Source organism: Serratia nevei (assembly GCF_037948395.1).
GTDB classification, from domain to species: domain Bacteria; phylum Pseudomonadota; class Gammaproteobacteria; order Enterobacterales; family Enterobacteriaceae; genus Serratia; species Serratia nevei.
Window position 1 is genome coordinate 2,787,797 of sequence record NZ_CP149940.1, and the last position, 16,693, is coordinate 2,804,489.

General features: G+C 62.0%; 11 protein-coding genes. 6 read left to right on the plus strand and 5 right to left on the minus strand.

The window, feature by feature from the left end; genetic code table 11:
* Window positions 1-48 precede the first annotated feature (48 nt).
* Entirely contained in the window at window positions 49-1,218 is a 1,170-nt protein-coding gene (gene dacD / locus V8N38_RS13385; protein ID WP_147839893.1) for a serine-type D-Ala-D-Ala carboxypeptidase DacD, read from the minus strand.
* Between the two features lie 282 nt (window positions 1,219-1,500).
* On the opposite strand from dacD, the gene V8N38_RS13390 reads away from it, so the two are divergent.
* Complete coding sequence (locus V8N38_RS13390) at window positions 1,501-3,807, plus strand: FdhF/YdeP family oxidoreductase (RefSeq protein ID WP_060439834.1); 2,307 nt, start codon at window positions 1,501-1,503, stop codon at window positions 3,805-3,807.
* 15 nt (window positions 3,808-3,822) lie between these two features.
* Here the strand turns inward: V8N38_RS13390 and V8N38_RS13395 are convergent, their stop codons facing one another.
* On the minus strand, window positions 3,823-4,677 hold the full coding sequence (locus V8N38_RS13395; RefSeq protein ID WP_060439833.1) for a LysR family transcriptional regulator: 855 nt from the start codon (window positions 4,675-4,677) through the stop codon (window positions 3,823-3,825).
* A gap of 99 nt (window positions 4,678-4,776) precedes the next feature.
* On the opposite strand from V8N38_RS13395, the gene gloA reads away from it, so the two are divergent.
* Together gloA and V8N38_RS13405 are read left to right on the plus strand one after the other, a co-directional pair.
* The gene (gloA, locus tag V8N38_RS13400) at window positions 4,777-5,304 is read left to right on the plus strand and encodes a lactoylglutathione lyase (RefSeq protein ID WP_015378023.1); all 528 of its coding nucleotides are present in this window, start codon (window positions 4,777-4,779) and stop codon (window positions 5,302-5,304) included.
* Window positions 5,305-5,491: 187 nt separating this feature from the next.
* Window positions 5,492-7,426 carry an exoribonuclease II gene (locus tag V8N38_RS13405; RefSeq protein ID WP_060418556.1) on the plus strand — a complete coding sequence of 645 codons (1,935 nt, stop codon included), beginning with the start codon at window positions 5,492-5,494 and terminating at the stop codon, window positions 7,424-7,426.
* Window positions 7,427-7,491: 65 nt separating this feature from the next.
* Here the strand turns inward: V8N38_RS13405 and V8N38_RS13410 are convergent, their stop codons facing one another.
* Window positions 7,492-8,790, minus strand: coding sequence for an MFS transporter (locus tag V8N38_RS13410; RefSeq protein ID WP_371935062.1), 1,299 nt, complete (start codon window positions 8,788-8,790; stop codon window positions 7,492-7,494).
* Window positions 8,791-8,831: 41 nt separating this feature from the next.
* Window positions 8,832-9,995 carry a M20 aminoacylase family protein gene (locus tag V8N38_RS13415; protein WP_147839892.1) on the minus strand — a complete coding sequence of 388 codons (1,164 nt, stop codon included), beginning with the start codon at window positions 9,993-9,995 and terminating at the stop codon, window positions 8,832-8,834.
* A gap of 385 nt (window positions 9,996-10,380) precedes the next feature.
* Between V8N38_RS13415 and V8N38_RS13420 the strand changes: the two genes are divergently transcribed.
* Window positions 10,381-12,447, plus strand: a complete 2,067-nt coding sequence (locus V8N38_RS13420; protein WP_047730578.1) for a carbon starvation CstA family protein — start codon at window positions 10,381-10,383, stop codon at window positions 12,445-12,447.
* Between the two features lie 53 nt (window positions 12,448-12,500).
* Here the strand turns inward: V8N38_RS13420 and fsa are convergent, their stop codons facing one another.
* A complete protein-coding gene (gene fsa, locus V8N38_RS13425; protein ID WP_016927538.1) occupies window positions 12,501-13,166 on the minus strand; it encodes a fructose-6-phosphate aldolase in 666 nt (221 codons plus the stop codon).
* A 149-nt stretch (window positions 13,167-13,315) separates the two neighbouring features.
* Here fsa and V8N38_RS13430 point away from each other — a divergent pair, with 149 nt between their 5' ends.
* On the plus strand, window positions 13,316-14,215 hold the full coding sequence (locus tag V8N38_RS13430; protein WP_147839891.1) for a glycyl-radical enzyme activating protein: 900 nt from the start codon (window positions 13,316-13,318) through the stop codon (window positions 14,213-14,215).
* A gap of 4 nt (window positions 14,216-14,219) precedes the next feature.
* Window positions 14,220-16,652, plus strand: a complete 2,433-nt coding sequence (locus tag V8N38_RS13435; protein ID WP_087762722.1) for a formate C-acetyltransferase/glycerol dehydratase family glycyl radical enzyme — start codon at window positions 14,220-14,222, stop codon at window positions 16,650-16,652.
* Window positions 16,653-16,693 lie beyond the last annotated feature (41 nt).

Genomic DNA, 16,693 nt, shown 5'->3' on the forward strand with positions numbered 1-16,693 from the left:
CGACATTCGCACCAGTATACCACCGGGCACCGTCGTCCGCCCGGCGAGTCAGAGCTTCAGCTTCACGTAATCCACCAGGCGCGAGAACACGCCGCCCTGCGGCACCGCCTGCAGCGCCACCAGCGGCAAGGTTTTCACCACCTGGCCATTGTCGCTGATGCGGATCTCGCCAACGGTCTGCCCTTTGCCAATCGGCGCTTCCAGCCGTGCGGCATTGATCACGTACTGCGCCTTCAGCTTGTCCGCCTCGCTTTTCGGCAGGCTGAGCGACTGCTCTTGCGCGCTACCGACCGGTAACCGGTGATTCTCGCCGTACCAGACCGGCTCTTCCCCCAGACTCTGGCCGGCGCTGAACAGGTGTACGGTGGCAAAGTCGCGCAGCCCCCAAGTCAACAGCTTACGCGCCTGCTCCTCACGCCCTTTAGCGCTTTTGCCGCCCATCACCACGGCGATCAGGCGGCGATCCCCTTTGGTGGCGGAGGCGATGATGTTGAAGCCGGCCGAGGCGGTGTGCCCGGTTTTCAGCCCATCGACGTGCAGCGTCTTATCCCACAGCAGGCCATTGCGGTTCTGCTGCGTGATGCCATTCCAGGTCAGCGACTTCTCGCTGTACATATGGTATTCCGCCGGTTCACTCATAATGATGGCGCGCGCAATCACCGCCAGATCGCCGGCGGTGGTGAACTGCCCCGGCGCATCCAGCCCGTGTACCGTTTCGAAATGGGTGTTCTGCAGGCCCAGCTGCGCGCTCTTCTCGTTCATCAGCTTGACGAAGTTGGCCTGGTTGCCCGCCACATAATCCGCCATCGCTACGCAGGCGTCGTTGCCGGAATCGATGATGATACCGCGGCTGAGATCGCGTACCGTGACCCTGTCACCTGGCTTCAGGAACATCAACGAAGATCCTTTGAACACCGGGTTGCCCTGCGCCCAGGCGTCTTTCCCCACGGTGACGACATCGTCGAGGCCAATCTTGTGCTGATCGAGCGCGTGGTCGATCACCAACCCGGTCATGAGTTTGGTCAGGCTGGCCGGGTTGCGCCGTTCGTCGGCATTGCCGGCGGCCAACACCTGGCCGGTGGTGTAATCCATCAAAACGTAAGAGGCGGCGTCTATCGCCGGCGGGGTCATGGTAGGAAAATTGGGCGTCGTTTCCGCCGCCTGCGCCGCTAAAGGCAGCAATATGCCGCCGATTACCACTGATACTGAACGCTTCACGCTGTGTTCCTCAGGCCCGCAGGCTGAATAAAATGCCAATATAATCCGCGAGATAGACTGCATGAATTCACTTTCAGACGAAACCATTACTCTTTTGCAGCGGGTGTCTTTATGCAACCATTTGTTTACGGCACCGCCCGCCGGCGATAGATGCGCTCTATGCCGCCATTGCCCCATTCGATTAGACGCCACCCCGCAGCGCCCCTAAACTTGTGACATAAATACGCAAGACGCATAAAAAAGCGTTTACTTTTTAGCTACAACCACCTGCGAAGTGTCACCATGAAATTCAAACCGTCAATCAAGCCTTATACCGGCCCGGCGGGCGGCTGGGGTTCGCTTGAAGCCACCACCCGCTTTGTCCTCGACAGTAAACAAACGCTAAAAAACATGCGCAACCTGATGCGCGTCAACAAAGCTCGCGGCTTCGACTGCCCCGGTTGCGCCTGGGGCGACGACAACCACAGCACCTTCAGCTTCTGCGAAAACGGCGCCAAAGCGGTCAGTTGGGAAGCGACGCGCAGCGCCGTGGAGCCTGAGTTCTTCGCCGCCCACAGCGTCAGCACGCTGCAGCAGCAGAGCGACTATTTCCTTGAGTATCAGGGTCGCCTCACCCATCCGATGCGCTACAACGCCGAAACCGACCACTATGAACCTATCCATTGGCCGGACGCGCTGGCGCTGATCGCCAAACACATCAACGGCATGGACAACCCGAACCAGATCGAGCTGTATACCTCGGGCCGTGCCAGCAACGAAGCGTCGTACCTTTATCAGCTGTTCGGCCGCATGCTCGGCACCAGCAACTTCCCCGACTGCTCCAATATGTGCCACGAGGCGAGCGGCGTCGGGCTGAAGCAGAGCATCGGCGTCGGCAAAGGCACCATCCGCATCGATGACTTCGAAAAGGCCGACGCCATCTTCGTGTTTGGCCAAAACCCCGGCACCAACCACCCGCGCATGCTGCACAGCCTGAAGAACGCCGCCCGACGCGGCGCGCGTATCGTCAGCTTCAACACCCTGCGCGAGCGCGGGCTGGAAAGGTTCGCCGATCCGCAGGATCCGGTACAGATGCTGACGCCAAAATCCTCGCCGATCAGCTCTTCCTATTACCAGCCGAATCTGGGCGGCGATATGGCGGCGGTGCGCGGCATGGTGAAAGCCCTGCTGGAAACCCACCGTCAGCGTTTAGCCTCCGGCGAGCCCGCCCTGTTCGACCTGGCGTTTATCGAACGGCACAGCGTCGGCGTGGAGGCTTACCTGGCGCAGGTAGACGCCACCGAGTGGCAGACCATTACCGCGCAGTCGGGCCTGAGCGAGGCGCAGCTGCGCCAGGCGGCGGCCACCTATCAGGGCGCCGAACGGGTGATCTGCACCTGGGCGATGGGCGTGACTCAGCATAAACACTCTATTGCGACGGTGCGTGAAATCACCAACCTGCAGCTGCTGTTCGGGCAGTTGGGCAAACCGGGCGCCGGCCTGTGCCCGGTACGCGGCCACAGCAACGTCCAGGGTAACCGCACTATGGGAATCGACGAGAAGTCGCCGAAGGCGCTGCTCGACAGCCTGGAGCGCCACTTTAACTTCACCGCCAATCGCGCGCTGGGCCACAACACGGTGGAAGCGATCGAAGCGATGCTGCGCGGCGAAGTGAAAGTGCTGATCGCGCTGGGTGGCAACCTGGCCGCCGCGGCGCCGGACACCGAACGCACCGCCCGCGCCCTGCGCAACTGCGATTTGACGGTGCATATCAGCACCAAGCTTAACCGCAGCCACCTGGTGACCGGCAAAGACGCGCTGATCCTGCCGACGCTCGGCCGCACCGAGCTGGACATGCAGGCCAGCGGCTCGCAGTACATTACGGTCGAGGATTCGTTCAGCATGGTCCACGCCTCGGAAGGCATCGGCAAGCCGCTGGCGGAGACCCAACGTTCGGAGACGGCGATCGTCTGCGGCATCGCCGACGCGGTGCTGGGCACCCAGCAGCTGGACTGGCTGGAATTGGCCGACGACTATTCGCTGATCCGCGATCACATCGCCGCCACCATTCCCGGCTTCGAAGATTTCAACCGGCGCTGCGACCAGCCCGGCGGTTTCTACCTCGGCAATGCCGCCGCCGAACTGCGCTTCGCCACGCCGAGCGGCAAGGCAGAGTTCAGCGCCGCCGCGCTGCCGACCACCCTGTTCCCACAGCTGGGCAGCGAGAAAGCGCCGTTCACCCTGCAAACGCTGCGCTCGCACGATCAGTACAACACCACCATCTATGGTCTGGATGACCGCTACCGCGGCGTTTACGGTCAGCGTGAAGTGCTGTTCATCCATCCGGAGGATCTGGCGGCGCTGGGCCTGCAGGACGGCGAACGGGTAGAGATAGAAACCCTGTGGAACGACGGCGTGGTGCGCAAAGTGGACGGGTTCAAGCTGGTGAGTTACGACATTCCGCGTGGCAACCTGGCGGCCTACTACCCGGAAACCAACCCGCTGGTGCCGCTGGCCAGCTTCGGCGACGGCACCGGTACCCCGACCTCGAAGTCGATTCCGGTGGTGATCCGCCGTAGCGAACAGCAACCTTCGCTGCGCATCGCCTGAAAATGCGCGCCCGGTTCACGCCGGGTGCGCCAATATCCCCAGGATGGTCTGCAACTCGTCCGACAGCTGATGCCGTCGCCAGACGAAATACAGGTCGCTCAGCCCCTCTTCGCCCATTTCCACCACCTTCAGCCCCGGCGCCGGCAAGATCAGCGGCAGCAACGAACCAGGGACGCAGGCGACACCACAACCGGCCTGTACGCAGGCCGCCATCGCGGCATAAGACTCCATTTCCAGCGTCATGCGCGGTTTCAGCCCACGCGAGGCCAGCCAGTGATCCACCTTCAGACGAAACGAACATTCGCGGCTGAACGTGTAAAACTCCAGCGGCGCCAGCGTGGCGGCGTCGGGTTCCCCGGCATCGGCCGGCATCAACAATACCAGCCGTTCATCGAATGCCTTTTGGCTGGCGAGCAGCGGATGTTCAATCGGGCCGTCGGTGATCGCCAGGTCGAGATCGCTGTCGATCAGCATGCGTTCCAGCACCAGCGAGTCGCGGCTCAGCACGTTGATGTGCAGATGAGGCTGTAAACGGCGCAGCCGGGCAATGCGCGCCGGCAAATGGCTGACCAGCGAGAAATCCAGCGCCCCGAGGTTCAGCAGCCCACGCTGATGCTCGCCGGCGAACAGCTGCTTGCTGCGCTCCGCCTGCGCCACAATGTCGCGCGCCTGCTGATAGAACAGCCGCCCTTTGGGATTGACGTACAGCCGATTCTTGTCGCGGAAAAACAGTTCGCCGCCCAGCGACTCCTCCAGTTCGCGCAGCCGCAGCGTGACGTTGGAAGGCACGCAGTGCAGCTCGCGCGCGGCCGCGGCGATGGTTTTGTGCTCCACCACGGTACAGAAAAACTTCAGCTGGCTCAGCTTCATCTATCATTCACTTTTAGTTAGTGTTTTAGTTAAAAACAATCACTTTAGATTAGCATCGATTTCACCTACAGTCTGCCGACACCCTGAGGAGGATCTCTGATGCCACTGAATGATCTACTGACGCTGCCCGGCGTGGCGGCCCAACCGGACGCGGTAACCGACGGTTACGTGTTCAACCACACCATGATCCGCGTGAAGGATCTGACCAAAGCGCTGGATTTCTACACCCGCGTGCTGGGCTTTACCCCGGTCTATCTGGAAACGTTCGAAGAAGCCGCTTTTACCATCTGCTACCTGACGCGCAGCCCGCGTGAACAGATCCCGCAGGACGACGATGAGCGCAAACGCTGGGCGCTGAGCCAGCCGGGCATTCTCGAGCTGACCCATAACCACGGCACCGAAAATCAGGCCGATTTCCATTACCACAACGGCAACGGTGAGCCGCGCGGCTTTGGCCACCTGTGCGTCACGGTGCCGGACGTGCGCGCCGCCTGCGAGCGGTTTGAGCGCCTCGGCGTCACCTTCCAAAAGCGCCTGCATGAAGGCCGTATGAACTACGTGGCGTTCATTCGCGATCCGGACGATTACTGGATTGAAATCCTGCAGCCGACGCCGCTGCGGGACTGATCGCCACCCGCCCTTCACCCCGGCCTTCGCGCCGGGGTTTTCCCTCGATAGCACTCCGATTGACCATTCTTGCGCAAAATCGCGTGGCAACGCGGGGTTCCGTGACGTTAGGCTTGCTCGCAGCGGGTGATTCGCGTAAAACTGTCAGCCGCAAATCTTGCCACTCACAACCCATTCACTGGACGATATGTTTCAAGATAACCCGCTGCTGGCGCAGCTTAAACAGCAACTTCACTCTCAGACCCCGCGCGTTGAAGGCGTAGTGAAAGGGACTGAGAAAGGCTTTGGCTTTCTTGAAGTAGACGGTCAAAAAAGTTACTTCATTCCGCCGCCGTACATGAAGAAAGTCATGCACGGGGATCGCATTATCGCCACCCTGCACACCGAGAAAGAGCGCGAAATCGCCGAGCCGGAAACCCTGGTCGAGCCGTTCCTGTCGCGCTTTGTCGGCCGCGTGCAAAAGCGCGACGACCGTCTGTCCATCGTGCCCGATCATCCGTTGCTGAAAGATGCGATTCCGTGCCGCCCGGTGCGTGAATTGACCCACAACTTCCAGGCCGGCGACTGGGCGGTGGCGGAAATGCGCCGTCACCCGCTGAAAGGCGATCGCAGCTTCAACGCCGATCTGACCCACTTTATCACCGAAGGTGAAGACCATTTCGCCCCGTGGTGGGTGACGCTGGCGCGTCACAACCTGGAGAAAGAGGCACCGGAGATGCAGGCTCTCAGCGAGCCGGCCGCTGCGCTGGTGCGTGAAGACCTGACCGCGCTCGAATTCGTCACCATCGACAGCGCCAGCACCGAAGACATGGACGATGCGCTGTATGTGACCGACAACGGCGACGGTTCGCTGCAGTTGACCATCGCCATCGCCGATCCGACCGCCTACGTCGAACAAGGCAGCAAGCTGGACGATATCGCCCGCGTGCGCGCCTTCACCAACTACCTGCCGGGCTTCAACATCCCGATGCTGCCGCGCGATCTGTCGGACAACCTGTGCTCGCTGCGCCCTAACGAGCGCCGCCAGGTGCTGGCTTGCCGCGTAACCATCGCCGCCGACGGCGCGCTGGGCGAGGATATTCAGTTCTTCGCCGCCGAGATCGAATCCAAAGCCAAGCTGGTATACGACGAAGTCTCCGACTGGCTGGAAGGCATTGCCGGCTGGCAGCCGCCGAGCGACGCCATCGCGCAACAAATCACCCTGCTGAAGCGCGTTTGCGACGCGCGCAACGCCTGGCGCCATCAGCATGCGCTGGTGTTCAAAGACCGCCCGGACTACCGCTTCGTGCTGGGTGAAAAAGGCGACGTGCTCGAGATCGTTACCGAGCAACGCCGCAGCGCCAACCGCATCGTTGAAGAGTGCATGATCGCCGCCAACGTCTGCGCCGCCATCGTGCTGCGCGATCGCCTGGGCTTCGGCGTGTACAACGTGCACACCGGTTTCGATCCTGCTCTGGTCGAGCAAGCGGTCACCGTATTGCAGGCCAACGGCGTGGAAGCCGAGGCCGAGAAGCTGCTGACCCTCGACGGTTTCTGCGAACTGCGCCGCCACCTGGATGCGCAGCCGACCCAGTTCCTCGACAGCCGCATCCGCCGCTTCCAGACCTTCGCCGAGATCAGCACCACGCCGGGGCCACACTTCGGTCTGGGTCTGGAGGCTTACGCCACCTGGACATCGCCGATCCGTAAATACGGCGATATGGTCAACCATCGCTTGCTGAAGGCGATCATCAACCAGCAGCCGGCAGAAAAACCGCAGGATGACGTCACGGTGCAGCTGGCGGAACGCCGCCGCCTGAACCGCATGGCGGAGCGCGACGTCGGCGACTGGCTGTACGCCCGCTTCCTGCAGGACAAGGCCGGTACCGATACCCGCTTCAACGCCGAGATCATCGACGTGACCCGCGGCGGCCTGCGCGTGCGCCTGCTGGACAATGGTGCGGTTGCCTTCATCCCGGCACCGTTTATTCACGCGGTGCGCGACGAGATGCAGTGCAGCCAGGAAACCGGCACCGTGCAGATCAAGGGTGAAGTGGTTTACCGCCAGAGCGACACCTTGCAGGTCACCATCGCCGAAGTGCGCATGGAAACCCGCAGCGTGATCGCCCGTCCGGCGGCCTGAACGCCCGCCTGAAACGGCCGCAACGCAAAACGCCGACGGTGAAAACCGCCGGCGTTTTTTTTCGACTAGCGCAGCGGCTCGCCGCCGGTTTCACGCAGCAGCGGCAGCACCGCCAGCGAAGCCAGCGTCGCCAGCATCAGATAGACGGCGGGCGCCAGCAGCGAACCGCTCAGCGCGATCGACTGCGAAGCGATGTACTGGGCGAAGCCGCCGAAGATCGCCACCCCGAGGCTGTAGACCAAGGCAAACCCCAGCGCCCGAATGCGCTGCGGGAACAGCTCCGAAATCATCAGCATGGTCGGCACCGAACCGAGCGTGGTCAACCCGACCAGCACCGCGACAATCAGCAGCAGCACCGCCGGATGCGGTACCGCGCTCAGCCACCAAAATGCCGGCAGGGCCACGATCAGAATCGCGATCCGCGACCCACGGATCAGCGGCAAACGGCCATAACGATCGCACCAGTGCCCGACCAGCAGACTGCCGCCGAAGGTGACGAGGCCCGCCAGCAGCATCGCGGCATAGCCGTAAGCCTGCGCCATCCCCAGGTATTTCACCGCGTAGGTGCCGAGATAATACATCGAGATGTAAGTGGCGACGGTCGCGCCGATGGTCAACATCACGCCGAGCACCACCGCCCGCGAGTACTTTCGCAACTGCGCAGGCGGCTCGTGGGCTCGCGACACCGACGGCCGATCGCTCTCCAACCCGAGGCGCAGCCAGCAACCGAGCGGCGCCAGCGCCACGCCGATAAAGAAAGGAATGCGCCATCCCCACTCAGCCATAGCGTTCGGCTCACCGGAAAGCACCGGCAAGGCCGCGCTGAGCGCCAGCGCGGTAACGCCGCCGACCACGGTAGCGATGCCCTGCGTCGCCAGCGACCAGCTGGAATAGAAGCCGCGCCGGTTGGGCGGCGCCGACTCCACCAGCAACGACATCGATGCCCCCACCTCGCCGCCCGCCGCCACGCCCTGGATCAGGCGTGCCGCCACCAGCGTGACGGTTCCCCAATAGCCGGCGCTGGCGTAGGTCGGCGCAAAACCGATCATCGCCGTGCCCAGGCTCATCAAGGAAATTGTCAGGATCATCGCCGGCTTGCGGCCATGGCGATCGGCATAGGCGCCAATCAGAATGCCGCCCAGCGGCCGCATGAAGAAGCTGACGCCGAACGTGGCAAACGCCAACAGCAACGCCAGATGCGGATCGCTGGACGGCGGAAAGAACAATACGCTGATGTAAATAACGAAGAAGTTATAAATACCGAAATCGAAAAACTCCAGCGCATTGCCGAAGGAGGCGGCGAATATAACCTTTTTGCCGCCGGCCTTCGGGGCCGATATTATTGCCGCCTGGGTTTCAGCCATATTTTCACTCATCATTACCTTCCCTGTTATTATTTTCGAGTTTATTTTAAATAGGCTTCCGCCAACGCTCCCCAATACTGGCTGCCGGCCGCCAGGCAGCCGTCGTTAAAGTCATATCCCGGGTTATGCACCATGCAGCTGCCTTCGCCATCGCCGTTGCCGATGATCAGGTAGCAGCCCTGCGGATGCGCATCGAGCATGAAGGCGAAATCTTCACTGCCCATCAGCGGCCGGGCGCCGTAGTGTGCGCGGTCATCGCCGAACTGCTGCTGCGCCACGCGGTGGGCGAAACGGGTCATCGCTTCGTCGTTGACCAGTACCGGTGTGCCGTTAACGTGTTCCACCACCGCGTGAGCGCCGAAGCTTGCCGCCTGCGCCTCGATCAGCGCCGGAATGCGCGCCAGCAAGGTGGCGCGCGCCTGGCGATCCAGCGAGCGCACGCTGAGCTTCATCTCCGCGCTGTCCGGGATCACGTTGGCCGCCTCACCGGCCTTGATGCTGCCGACGGTGATCACCGCCGCCTCCAGCGGATCGATATTGCGCGAAACGATGCTCTGCAGCGCGACGGTGATATGCGAAGCCACCAGCACCGGATCGACCGTCAGCTGCGGAATGGCACCGTGGCCGCCGCGCCCCTGCACCCGCACGTTGAACTGATCCATCGAGGCCATAAACGGGCCGTGCTGGAAGAAGAATTCGCCGAGCGGCATCCCCGGCATGTTGTGCATGGCGAAGATGGCGTCGCAAGGGAAGCGCTCGAACAGCCCCTGTTCGACCATGCGCGCACCGCCGTTCAGCATCTCTTCCGCCGGTTGGAAAATCAGGTGCAGCATGCCGTTGAAGTTGCGCGTTTGCGCCAGGTAACGAGCGGCACCGAGCAGCATGGTGGTGTGGCCGTCATGGCCACAGGCGTGCATGCGGTTGGCCACGCTGCTGCGCCAGGGCTTGCCGTTGTTCTCCTCGATCGGCAAGGCGTCCATATCGGCACGCAATCCTAGGCGTTTAACGCCGTCGCCCCCCCGCAGCGTGCCCACCACGCCGGTGCCCGCCAATCCGCGGTGCACCTCATAGCCCCACGAATTCAGATAATCCGCCACCAGATCGCTGGTGCGAAACTCTTCGAAACCCAGTTCAGGGTGTTGATGAATATCGTGCCGAATGGCCGTGAGCTGCGGTAAATACCCTTCGATGATTTTATTTATCATAATTAAATTCCTTTCGTGACTTTATTATTTATTTTATGAATGATTAAACCTGCGGGTTGAAATAAAGGTATAACACGGCACGGATGATTTTATTTCGGCACGCCTCGACAGATAAAATAATAATTCGCCAGACGCCGTGCCCGAATAAAAAACGACGATAATTCGCTGTACGTGCCGTGAAAATGCAGAATGAATAACTGCCGGGGATTGCGTGGGCGGCAGCCTGCGCCAACGCGGTTTCATCACGTTGTTTTTACACTAAAACCCCACCTGCTTCACATTTCTCATCCGACCTGCCGCGGTTCGGCGGCAAAACTTCTACTGTTAAAACGTCATTCCTAATAACAACGTCGATTTTTACCTCTGTACGCCAAGGAGTTGTTTCATGAAAAACATCAGGTCAGGACTTATCTGGCTGCTGGTGGCGTTGGTCGGCGCCTTCGCCTTCGCCATGCTGGCGCTCAGCCGCGGCGAACACGTCAACGCCGTCTGGCTGGTGGTCGCCGCCGTCGCCTGCTACAGCATCGCCTACCGCTTCTACAGCCGGTTCATTGCCGACAAGGTCTTTGAACTGGACGACCGCCGTCTGACCCCGGCAGAACGCCACAACGACGGCCTGGACTACGTGCCCACCAACAAATGGGTGCTGTTCGGCCACCACTTCGCCGCCATCGCCGGCGCCGGGCCGCTGGTGGGGCCGATTCTGGCCGCGCAGATGGGCTTCCTGCCGGGAACCATCTGGATCCTGGTCGGCGTTATGCTGGCCGGCGCGGTGCAGGATTTCCTGGTGCTGTTCATCTCCACACGCCGCGACGGACGTTCGCTGGGGGAAATGGCCAAGCAAGAGCTGGGCGCATTCGCCGGGGTGATCACCATGCTCGGCGCGCTGGGGGTGATGATCATCATCCTGTCGGCGCTGGCGCTGGTGGTGGTAAAAGCCTTGGCCGACAGCCCGTGGGGGCTGTTCACCATCGCCGCCACCATCCCGATCGCCCTGTTCATGGGCATCTACATGCGCTTTATCCGGCCGGGCAAGATCGCTGAAATCTCGGTGATCGGCTTCGTGCTGATGCTGCTGGCGATTATTTACGGCGGCAACGTGGCGCAAGATCCTTACTGGGGGCCGTTCTTCACGCTGCACGGCACCACCCTGACCTGGGTGCTGGTGATCTACGGCTTCGTCGCTTCGGTGCTGCCGGTGTGGCTGCTGCTGGCACCGCGCGACTACCTTTCCACCTTTATGAAAATCGGCGTCATCATCGGCCTGGCCATCGGCATCGTCTTCGCCATGCCGGAGATGAAAATGCCGGCGGTCTCGCGCTTCATCGACGGCAGCGGCCCGGTGTTCGCCGGCGCCCTGTTCCCGTTCCTGTTCATCACCATCGCCTGCGGCGCCATTTCCGGCTTCCACGCGCTGGTCTCCAGCGGCACCACGCCCAAGCTGGTGGAACGCGAAAGCCACATTCGCTTTATCGGTTACGGCGCCATGCTGATGGAGTCTTTCGTCGCCATCATGGCGTTGATCTGCGCCTCGGTACTGGATCCGGGCGTTTACTTCGCCATGAACTCACCGGCGGCGCTGATCGGCACCACGGTGGAAAATGCTTCGCAGGTCATTAACAGCTGGGGCTTTATCGTCACGCCGGAAACGCTGGCGCTGATCGCCAAAGAGGTAGGTGAGAACTCCATCCTGTCGCGCGCCGGCGGTGCCCCAACCTTCGCCGTGGGCATGGCGCACATCATCAGCGAGGTGTTCAACAGCCGGGCGATGATGGCCTTCTGGTACCACTTCGCCATTCTGTTCGAAGCGCTGTTCATCCTGACCGCCGTCGACGCCGGTACCCGCGCCTGCCGCTTTATGGTGCAGGATCTGGTGGGCGTGGCGGTGCCGCAGCTGGCTAACAACCGTTCCTGGTTCGGCAATCTGGCGGGCACCACGGTGGCGGTAGCCGGCTGGGGCTTCTTCGTGTATCAAGGCGTGGTCGATCCGCTCGGCGGCATCAATACCCTGTGGCCGCTGTTCGGCATCGGCAACCAGATGCTGGCATCGATGGCGCTGATCCTCGGCACCGTGGTGCTGTTCAAGATGAAAAAACAGCGTTACGCCTGGGTTACCATCCTGCCGACCGCCTGGCTGTTCGTGACCTCCATGACCGCCGGCTGGCAAAAAATCTTCCACGAGAAACCGAGCATCGGTTTCCTGGCGCAGGCGAAGAAATTCTCCACCGGCATTGAGCAAGGCACGATCATTGCGCCGGCCAAATCGCTGAAAGACATGGAGACCATCGTGTTCAGCAACCAAATCAACGCCGCGCTGTGCGGGTTCTTTATGCTGGTGGCGGTAACCATGCTGATCGCCGCCTTCTTCGCGATCCGCCGGGCGCTGCGTGCCGAACAGCCGACGGCGCATGAGGTGAGCGCCGCGCTTAGGGAAGAAACCGGCCGCAGCTAAGCGTTTCAGTCATCCAGCAAGGGCGCCGCGGCGCCCTTTTTACTGGCCAGGCTTTAACCCAGCAGCGTGGAGCCGAAAGCCCCCTGCCAATCCTGCTCGAACTTCTCGACCGCGGCCTGCACCGCTGGCGCGCTGAGGAACTGCTCCGCCACATCCACCGGCAGCGTGATGGCCTGGCAGCCCGCCAGCAGGCATTCCAGCGCCTGGCGCGGCGTTTTAAAGCTGGCGGCCAGCACCTGCGCCGACGGCGCGTGCAGGCTCAGCAGCTGCTGCAGCTCGTGCACCATTTCGATACCGTCGCCGCCCTGCGCATCTACCCGATTGACGTAAGGCGCCACATATTCCGCCCCGGCCAAGGCCGCCAGCAGCCCCTGCCCGGCGCCGTATACCGCCGTGCCCAGCGTTGGAATGGACATCGTTTTAAGCTTCTTGATCGCAGCCAGCCCCTCGGCGGTTGCCGGGATCTTCACCACCAGCCCCGGTACGCGCTGGCTGAGCAGCGCCGCCTCCGCCACCATGCGCTCGGCATCGGCCGCCATCACCTGCGCGAACAGCTTGCCGGTGCCGCCGAGGGCGTCGCGCAGCGCAGGCAGCACTTCCCAGATCGGCTTGCCTTCCTTCGCCACGATGCTCGGGTTGGTGGTGACGCCGTGCAGCGGCAGAATGCGCGCCAGGCGTTTTACCGCAGTCACATCGGCGGTATCGAGATAAAGCTCCATCACGGACTCCTGTGTCATGTTCTGTGGGCGGATTCAAACTCTGATCATCATAGGGCAAAAACCCTGTCAACTTTTGACCAAAATCAATTCAACTTTCATTCGAAACATCTTTAATGGCGAAAGATTCAGCAACGCCAAACGGGTGACTCATGTTCTTCAATCTGCAGCGCTACTCGACCCATGATGGCCCTGGCATCCGCAGCGTGGTCTTTTTAAAAGGGTGCCCGCTGAGCTGCCGCTGGTGTCAGAACCCGGAAAGCCGCTCGCGCCACGCGGATCTGCTGTTTGACGAGCGCCTGTGCCTGAGCGGCTGTACGCTGTGCACCGAGCGCTGCCCGCAAGGCCTGCGGCGTGACGAGGGAGCATTGACGCTGCGGCGCGACGTCATCAGCAAAGACGACTATGCGGCGCTGGCCGCCGCCTGCCCGACCGGCGCGCTCAGCCTGTGCGGCAGCGCGGTCAACCCCGACGATATCATGGCCGAGGTGATGCGGGATAAGCCTTTCTACCTGCGCAGCGGCGGCGGTTTAACGCTGTCCGGCGGCGAACCCTTTATGCAGCCGGAAATCGCGGCGGAGCTGCTGCGGCGCGGCCGGGAAGCCGGCATCCACACCGCCGTCGAATCCTGTCTGCACGTTCCCTGGCGCTACATCGCCCCTTCGTTGCCCTGGCTGGATCTGCTGTTGGCCGATCTCAAACACACCGATGAAGCGCGTTTTAAAACCTGGACCGGCGGCTCCGCCCGTCGGGTGATGAACAATTTTCGTCGTCTGGCGGCGCACGGCGTGCCAATGACCGTGCGCGTGCCGCTGATCCCCGATTTCAACGCCGATCGGCACTCTGTCCGCGCGATTGTCGACTTCGCCGTCGACGAGATCGGCGTATCGGAGATCCATTTTCTGCCGTACCACACGCTGGGCATCAACAAGTATCACCTGCTCGGCGAGCCCTACCGCGCCGCCCGCACGCCGCTGGACGCGCCCGATCTGCTGGCCTTCGCCGAAGCGTACGCCGGCGCCAAAGGCCTGACCGCCATTTTGCGAGGATAACGCCATGACCACATTGGATTTGACCACCCTCAGCGCCCGTATTCAGGCGCATAAGAACGCGCTGATCCACATCGTCAAACCGCCGGTGTGCACCGAACGCGCGCAGCACTATACCGAAGCCTATCAACAGCATCAGGATCGGCCGCTGCCGGTGCGCCGTGCGCTGGCGCTGGCCAACCACCTGGCGAAGCGCAGTATCTGGATCGCCAACGACGAGCTGATCATCGGCAACCAGGCCAGTGAGCTGCGCGCCGCGCCGATCTTCCCCGAATACACCGTCGGCTGGATAGAAAACGAGATCGACCAGTTGGCCGACCGGCCGGGCGCCGGCTTCTCGGTCAGCGAAGAGAACAAGGCGATTTTGCACCGTCTTTGCCCCTGGTGGCGCGGCCAAACGGTGCAGGATCGCTGCTACGGCATGTTTACCGACGAACAGAAGGCGCTGCTGGCCACCGGCATCATCAAGGCCGAGGGCAACATGACCTCCGGCGACGCCCACCTGGCGGTCAACTTCCCGCTGCTGCTGGCGCTAGGCCTCGACGGCCTGCGTGAAAAGGTGAACGCGCGCCGCAGCCGCCTGCACCTGACCGAATGGGAAGATCTGCACAAAGCGCAGTTTCTCAACGCCATCGACATCGTACTGGCGGCGCTGAGCGAGCACATCCTGCGCTTCGCTCGCCTGGCGCGCGACATGGCGCAACGCGAAACCCGCGACTGGCGGCGCACCGAGCTGCTGGCTATCGCAGACAACTGCGATCTGATCGCCCATCGCCCGCCGCGGACCTTCTGGCAGGCGCTGCAGCTGTGCTATTTCATCCAGCTGACGTTGCAGATCGAATCCAACGGCCATTCGGTTTCCTTTGGTCGTCTCGACCAATATCTCTATCCCTGGTATCGGCGCGACGTCGAGCTGGAGCAAAACCTGGCGCGGGAAGACGCCATCGAGCTGCTGCACAGCTGCTGGCTGAAGCTGCTGGAGGTCAACAAGATCCGCTCCGGCTCGCACTCCAAGGCCTCCGCCGGCAGCCCGCTGTACCAAAACGTCACCATCGGCGGCCAAAAACTGATCGACGGCCGGCCGTGCGACGCGGTCAACCCGCTGTCCTACGCCATTCTCGAATCCTGCGGCCGCCTGCGCTCCACCCAACCCAACCTCAGCGTACGTTACCACGCCGGAATGAGCGCCGACTTCCTCGACGCCTGCGTGCAGGTGATCCGCTGCGGCTTCGGCATGCCGGCGTTCAACAACGACGAAATCGTCATTCCCGAGTTCATCAAACTGGGGGTTGAGCCGCAGGATGCCTACGACTATGCCGCCATCGGCTGCATCGAGACCGCCGTCGGCGGCAAATGGGGCTATCGCTGCACCGGCATGAGCTTCATCAACTTCGCCCGCGTGCTGCTGGCGGCGCTGGAACAGGGCCGCGACGCCACCTCCGGGCAGATTTTCCTGCCGCAGGAACAGGCGCTATCCAAAGGGAACTTCGCCGATTTCGAGCAGGTGATGGCAGCGTGGAATCGGCAAATCCGTTACTACACGCGCAAGTCAATTGAGATCGAATGCGTGGTGGACAGCGTGCTGGAGGAGAACGCCCACGATATCCTCTGTTCCGCGCTGGTGGACGACTGCATCGAACGCGGCAAAAGCATCAAGCAAGGCGGCGCCAAGTACGACTGGGTTTCCGGCCTGCAGGTCGGCATCGCCAACCTCGGCAACAGCCTGGCGGCGGTGCGCAAACTGGTGTTCGAGCAAGGGACAATCGGCCAGCAGCAGTTGGCGGCGGCGCTGGCCGACGACTTCGCCGGGTTGGATGGCGAACAGCTGCGCCAGCGGCTGCTCAACGCCGCGCCCAAATACGGCAACGACGTGGACGACGTCGATCGGCTGCTGGTGCGCGCCTACCAAACCTACATCGAGGAACTGAAGCAGTATCGCAACACCCGCTTCGGCCGCGGGCCGATCGGCGGCGGCTACTACGCCGGTACGTCGTCTATCTCAGCCAACGTGCCCTTCGGCGCCGCCACCTTGGCGACCCCGGATGGCCGTAAGGCGCACCAGCCGCTGGCGGAAGGCGCCAGCCCGGCGTCCGGCACCGACCACCTGGGGCCGACGGCGGTGTTCAATTCGCTCGCCAAGCTACCTACCGAAGCGATCCTCGGCGGCGTGTTGCTCAACCAAAAGCTGAACCCGACGACGCTGGACAACCCACGCGATCGGGAAAAGCTGATGCTGATGTTGCGCACCTTCTTCGAGAGCTATCGCGGCTGGCATGTGCAGTACAACATCGTGTCGCGCGAAACGCTGCTGGCAGCGAAGCAACACCCTGACCAATATCGTGATTTAGTGGTTCGCGTAGCTGGCTATTCCGCCTTCTTTACCGCATTATCCCCTGAGGCGCAGGATGATATTATTGCGCGCACAGAACATACTCTTTAAACCTTTGACTCTTAGCGGCCGCACCTTGGCGGCCGCATCAT

What these genes read in the sequence shown, in the direction of transcription:
- V8N38_RS13390 (WP_060439834.1), top strand. Translation starts at nt 1,501, where the DNA reads ATGAAATTCAAACCGTCAATCAAGCCTTATACCGGCCCGGCGGGCGGC.
- V8N38_RS13395 (WP_060439833.1), bottom strand. Translation starts at nt 4,677, where the DNA reads ATGAAGCTGAGCCAGCTGAAGTTTTTCTGTACCGTGGTGGAGCACAAA.
- gloA (WP_015378023.1), top strand. Translation starts at nt 4,777, where the DNA reads ATGCCACTGAATGATCTACTGACGCTGCCCGGCGTGGCGGCCCAACCG.
- V8N38_RS13405 (WP_060418556.1), top strand. Translation starts at nt 5,492, where the DNA reads ATGTTTCAAGATAACCCGCTGCTGGCGCAGCTTAAACAGCAACTTCAC.
- V8N38_RS13410 (WP_371935062.1), bottom strand. Translation starts at nt 8,790, where the DNA reads ATGGCTGAAACCCAGGCGGCAATAATATCGGCCCCGAAGGCCGGCGGC.
- V8N38_RS13415 (WP_147839892.1), bottom strand. Translation starts at nt 9,995, where the DNA reads ATGATAAATAAAATCATCGAAGGGTATTTACCGCAGCTCACGGCCATT.
- V8N38_RS13420 (WP_047730578.1), top strand. Translation starts at nt 10,381, where the DNA reads ATGAAAAACATCAGGTCAGGACTTATCTGGCTGCTGGTGGCGTTGGTC.
- fsa (WP_016927538.1), bottom strand. Translation starts at nt 13,166, where the DNA reads ATGGAGCTTTATCTCGATACCGCCGATGTGACTGCGGTAAAACGCCTG.
- V8N38_RS13430 (WP_147839891.1), top strand. Translation starts at nt 13,316, where the DNA reads ATGTTCTTCAATCTGCAGCGCTACTCGACCCATGATGGCCCTGGCATC.
- V8N38_RS13435 (WP_087762722.1), top strand. Translation starts at nt 14,220, where the DNA reads ATGACCACATTGGATTTGACCACCCTCAGCGCCCGTATTCAGGCGCAT.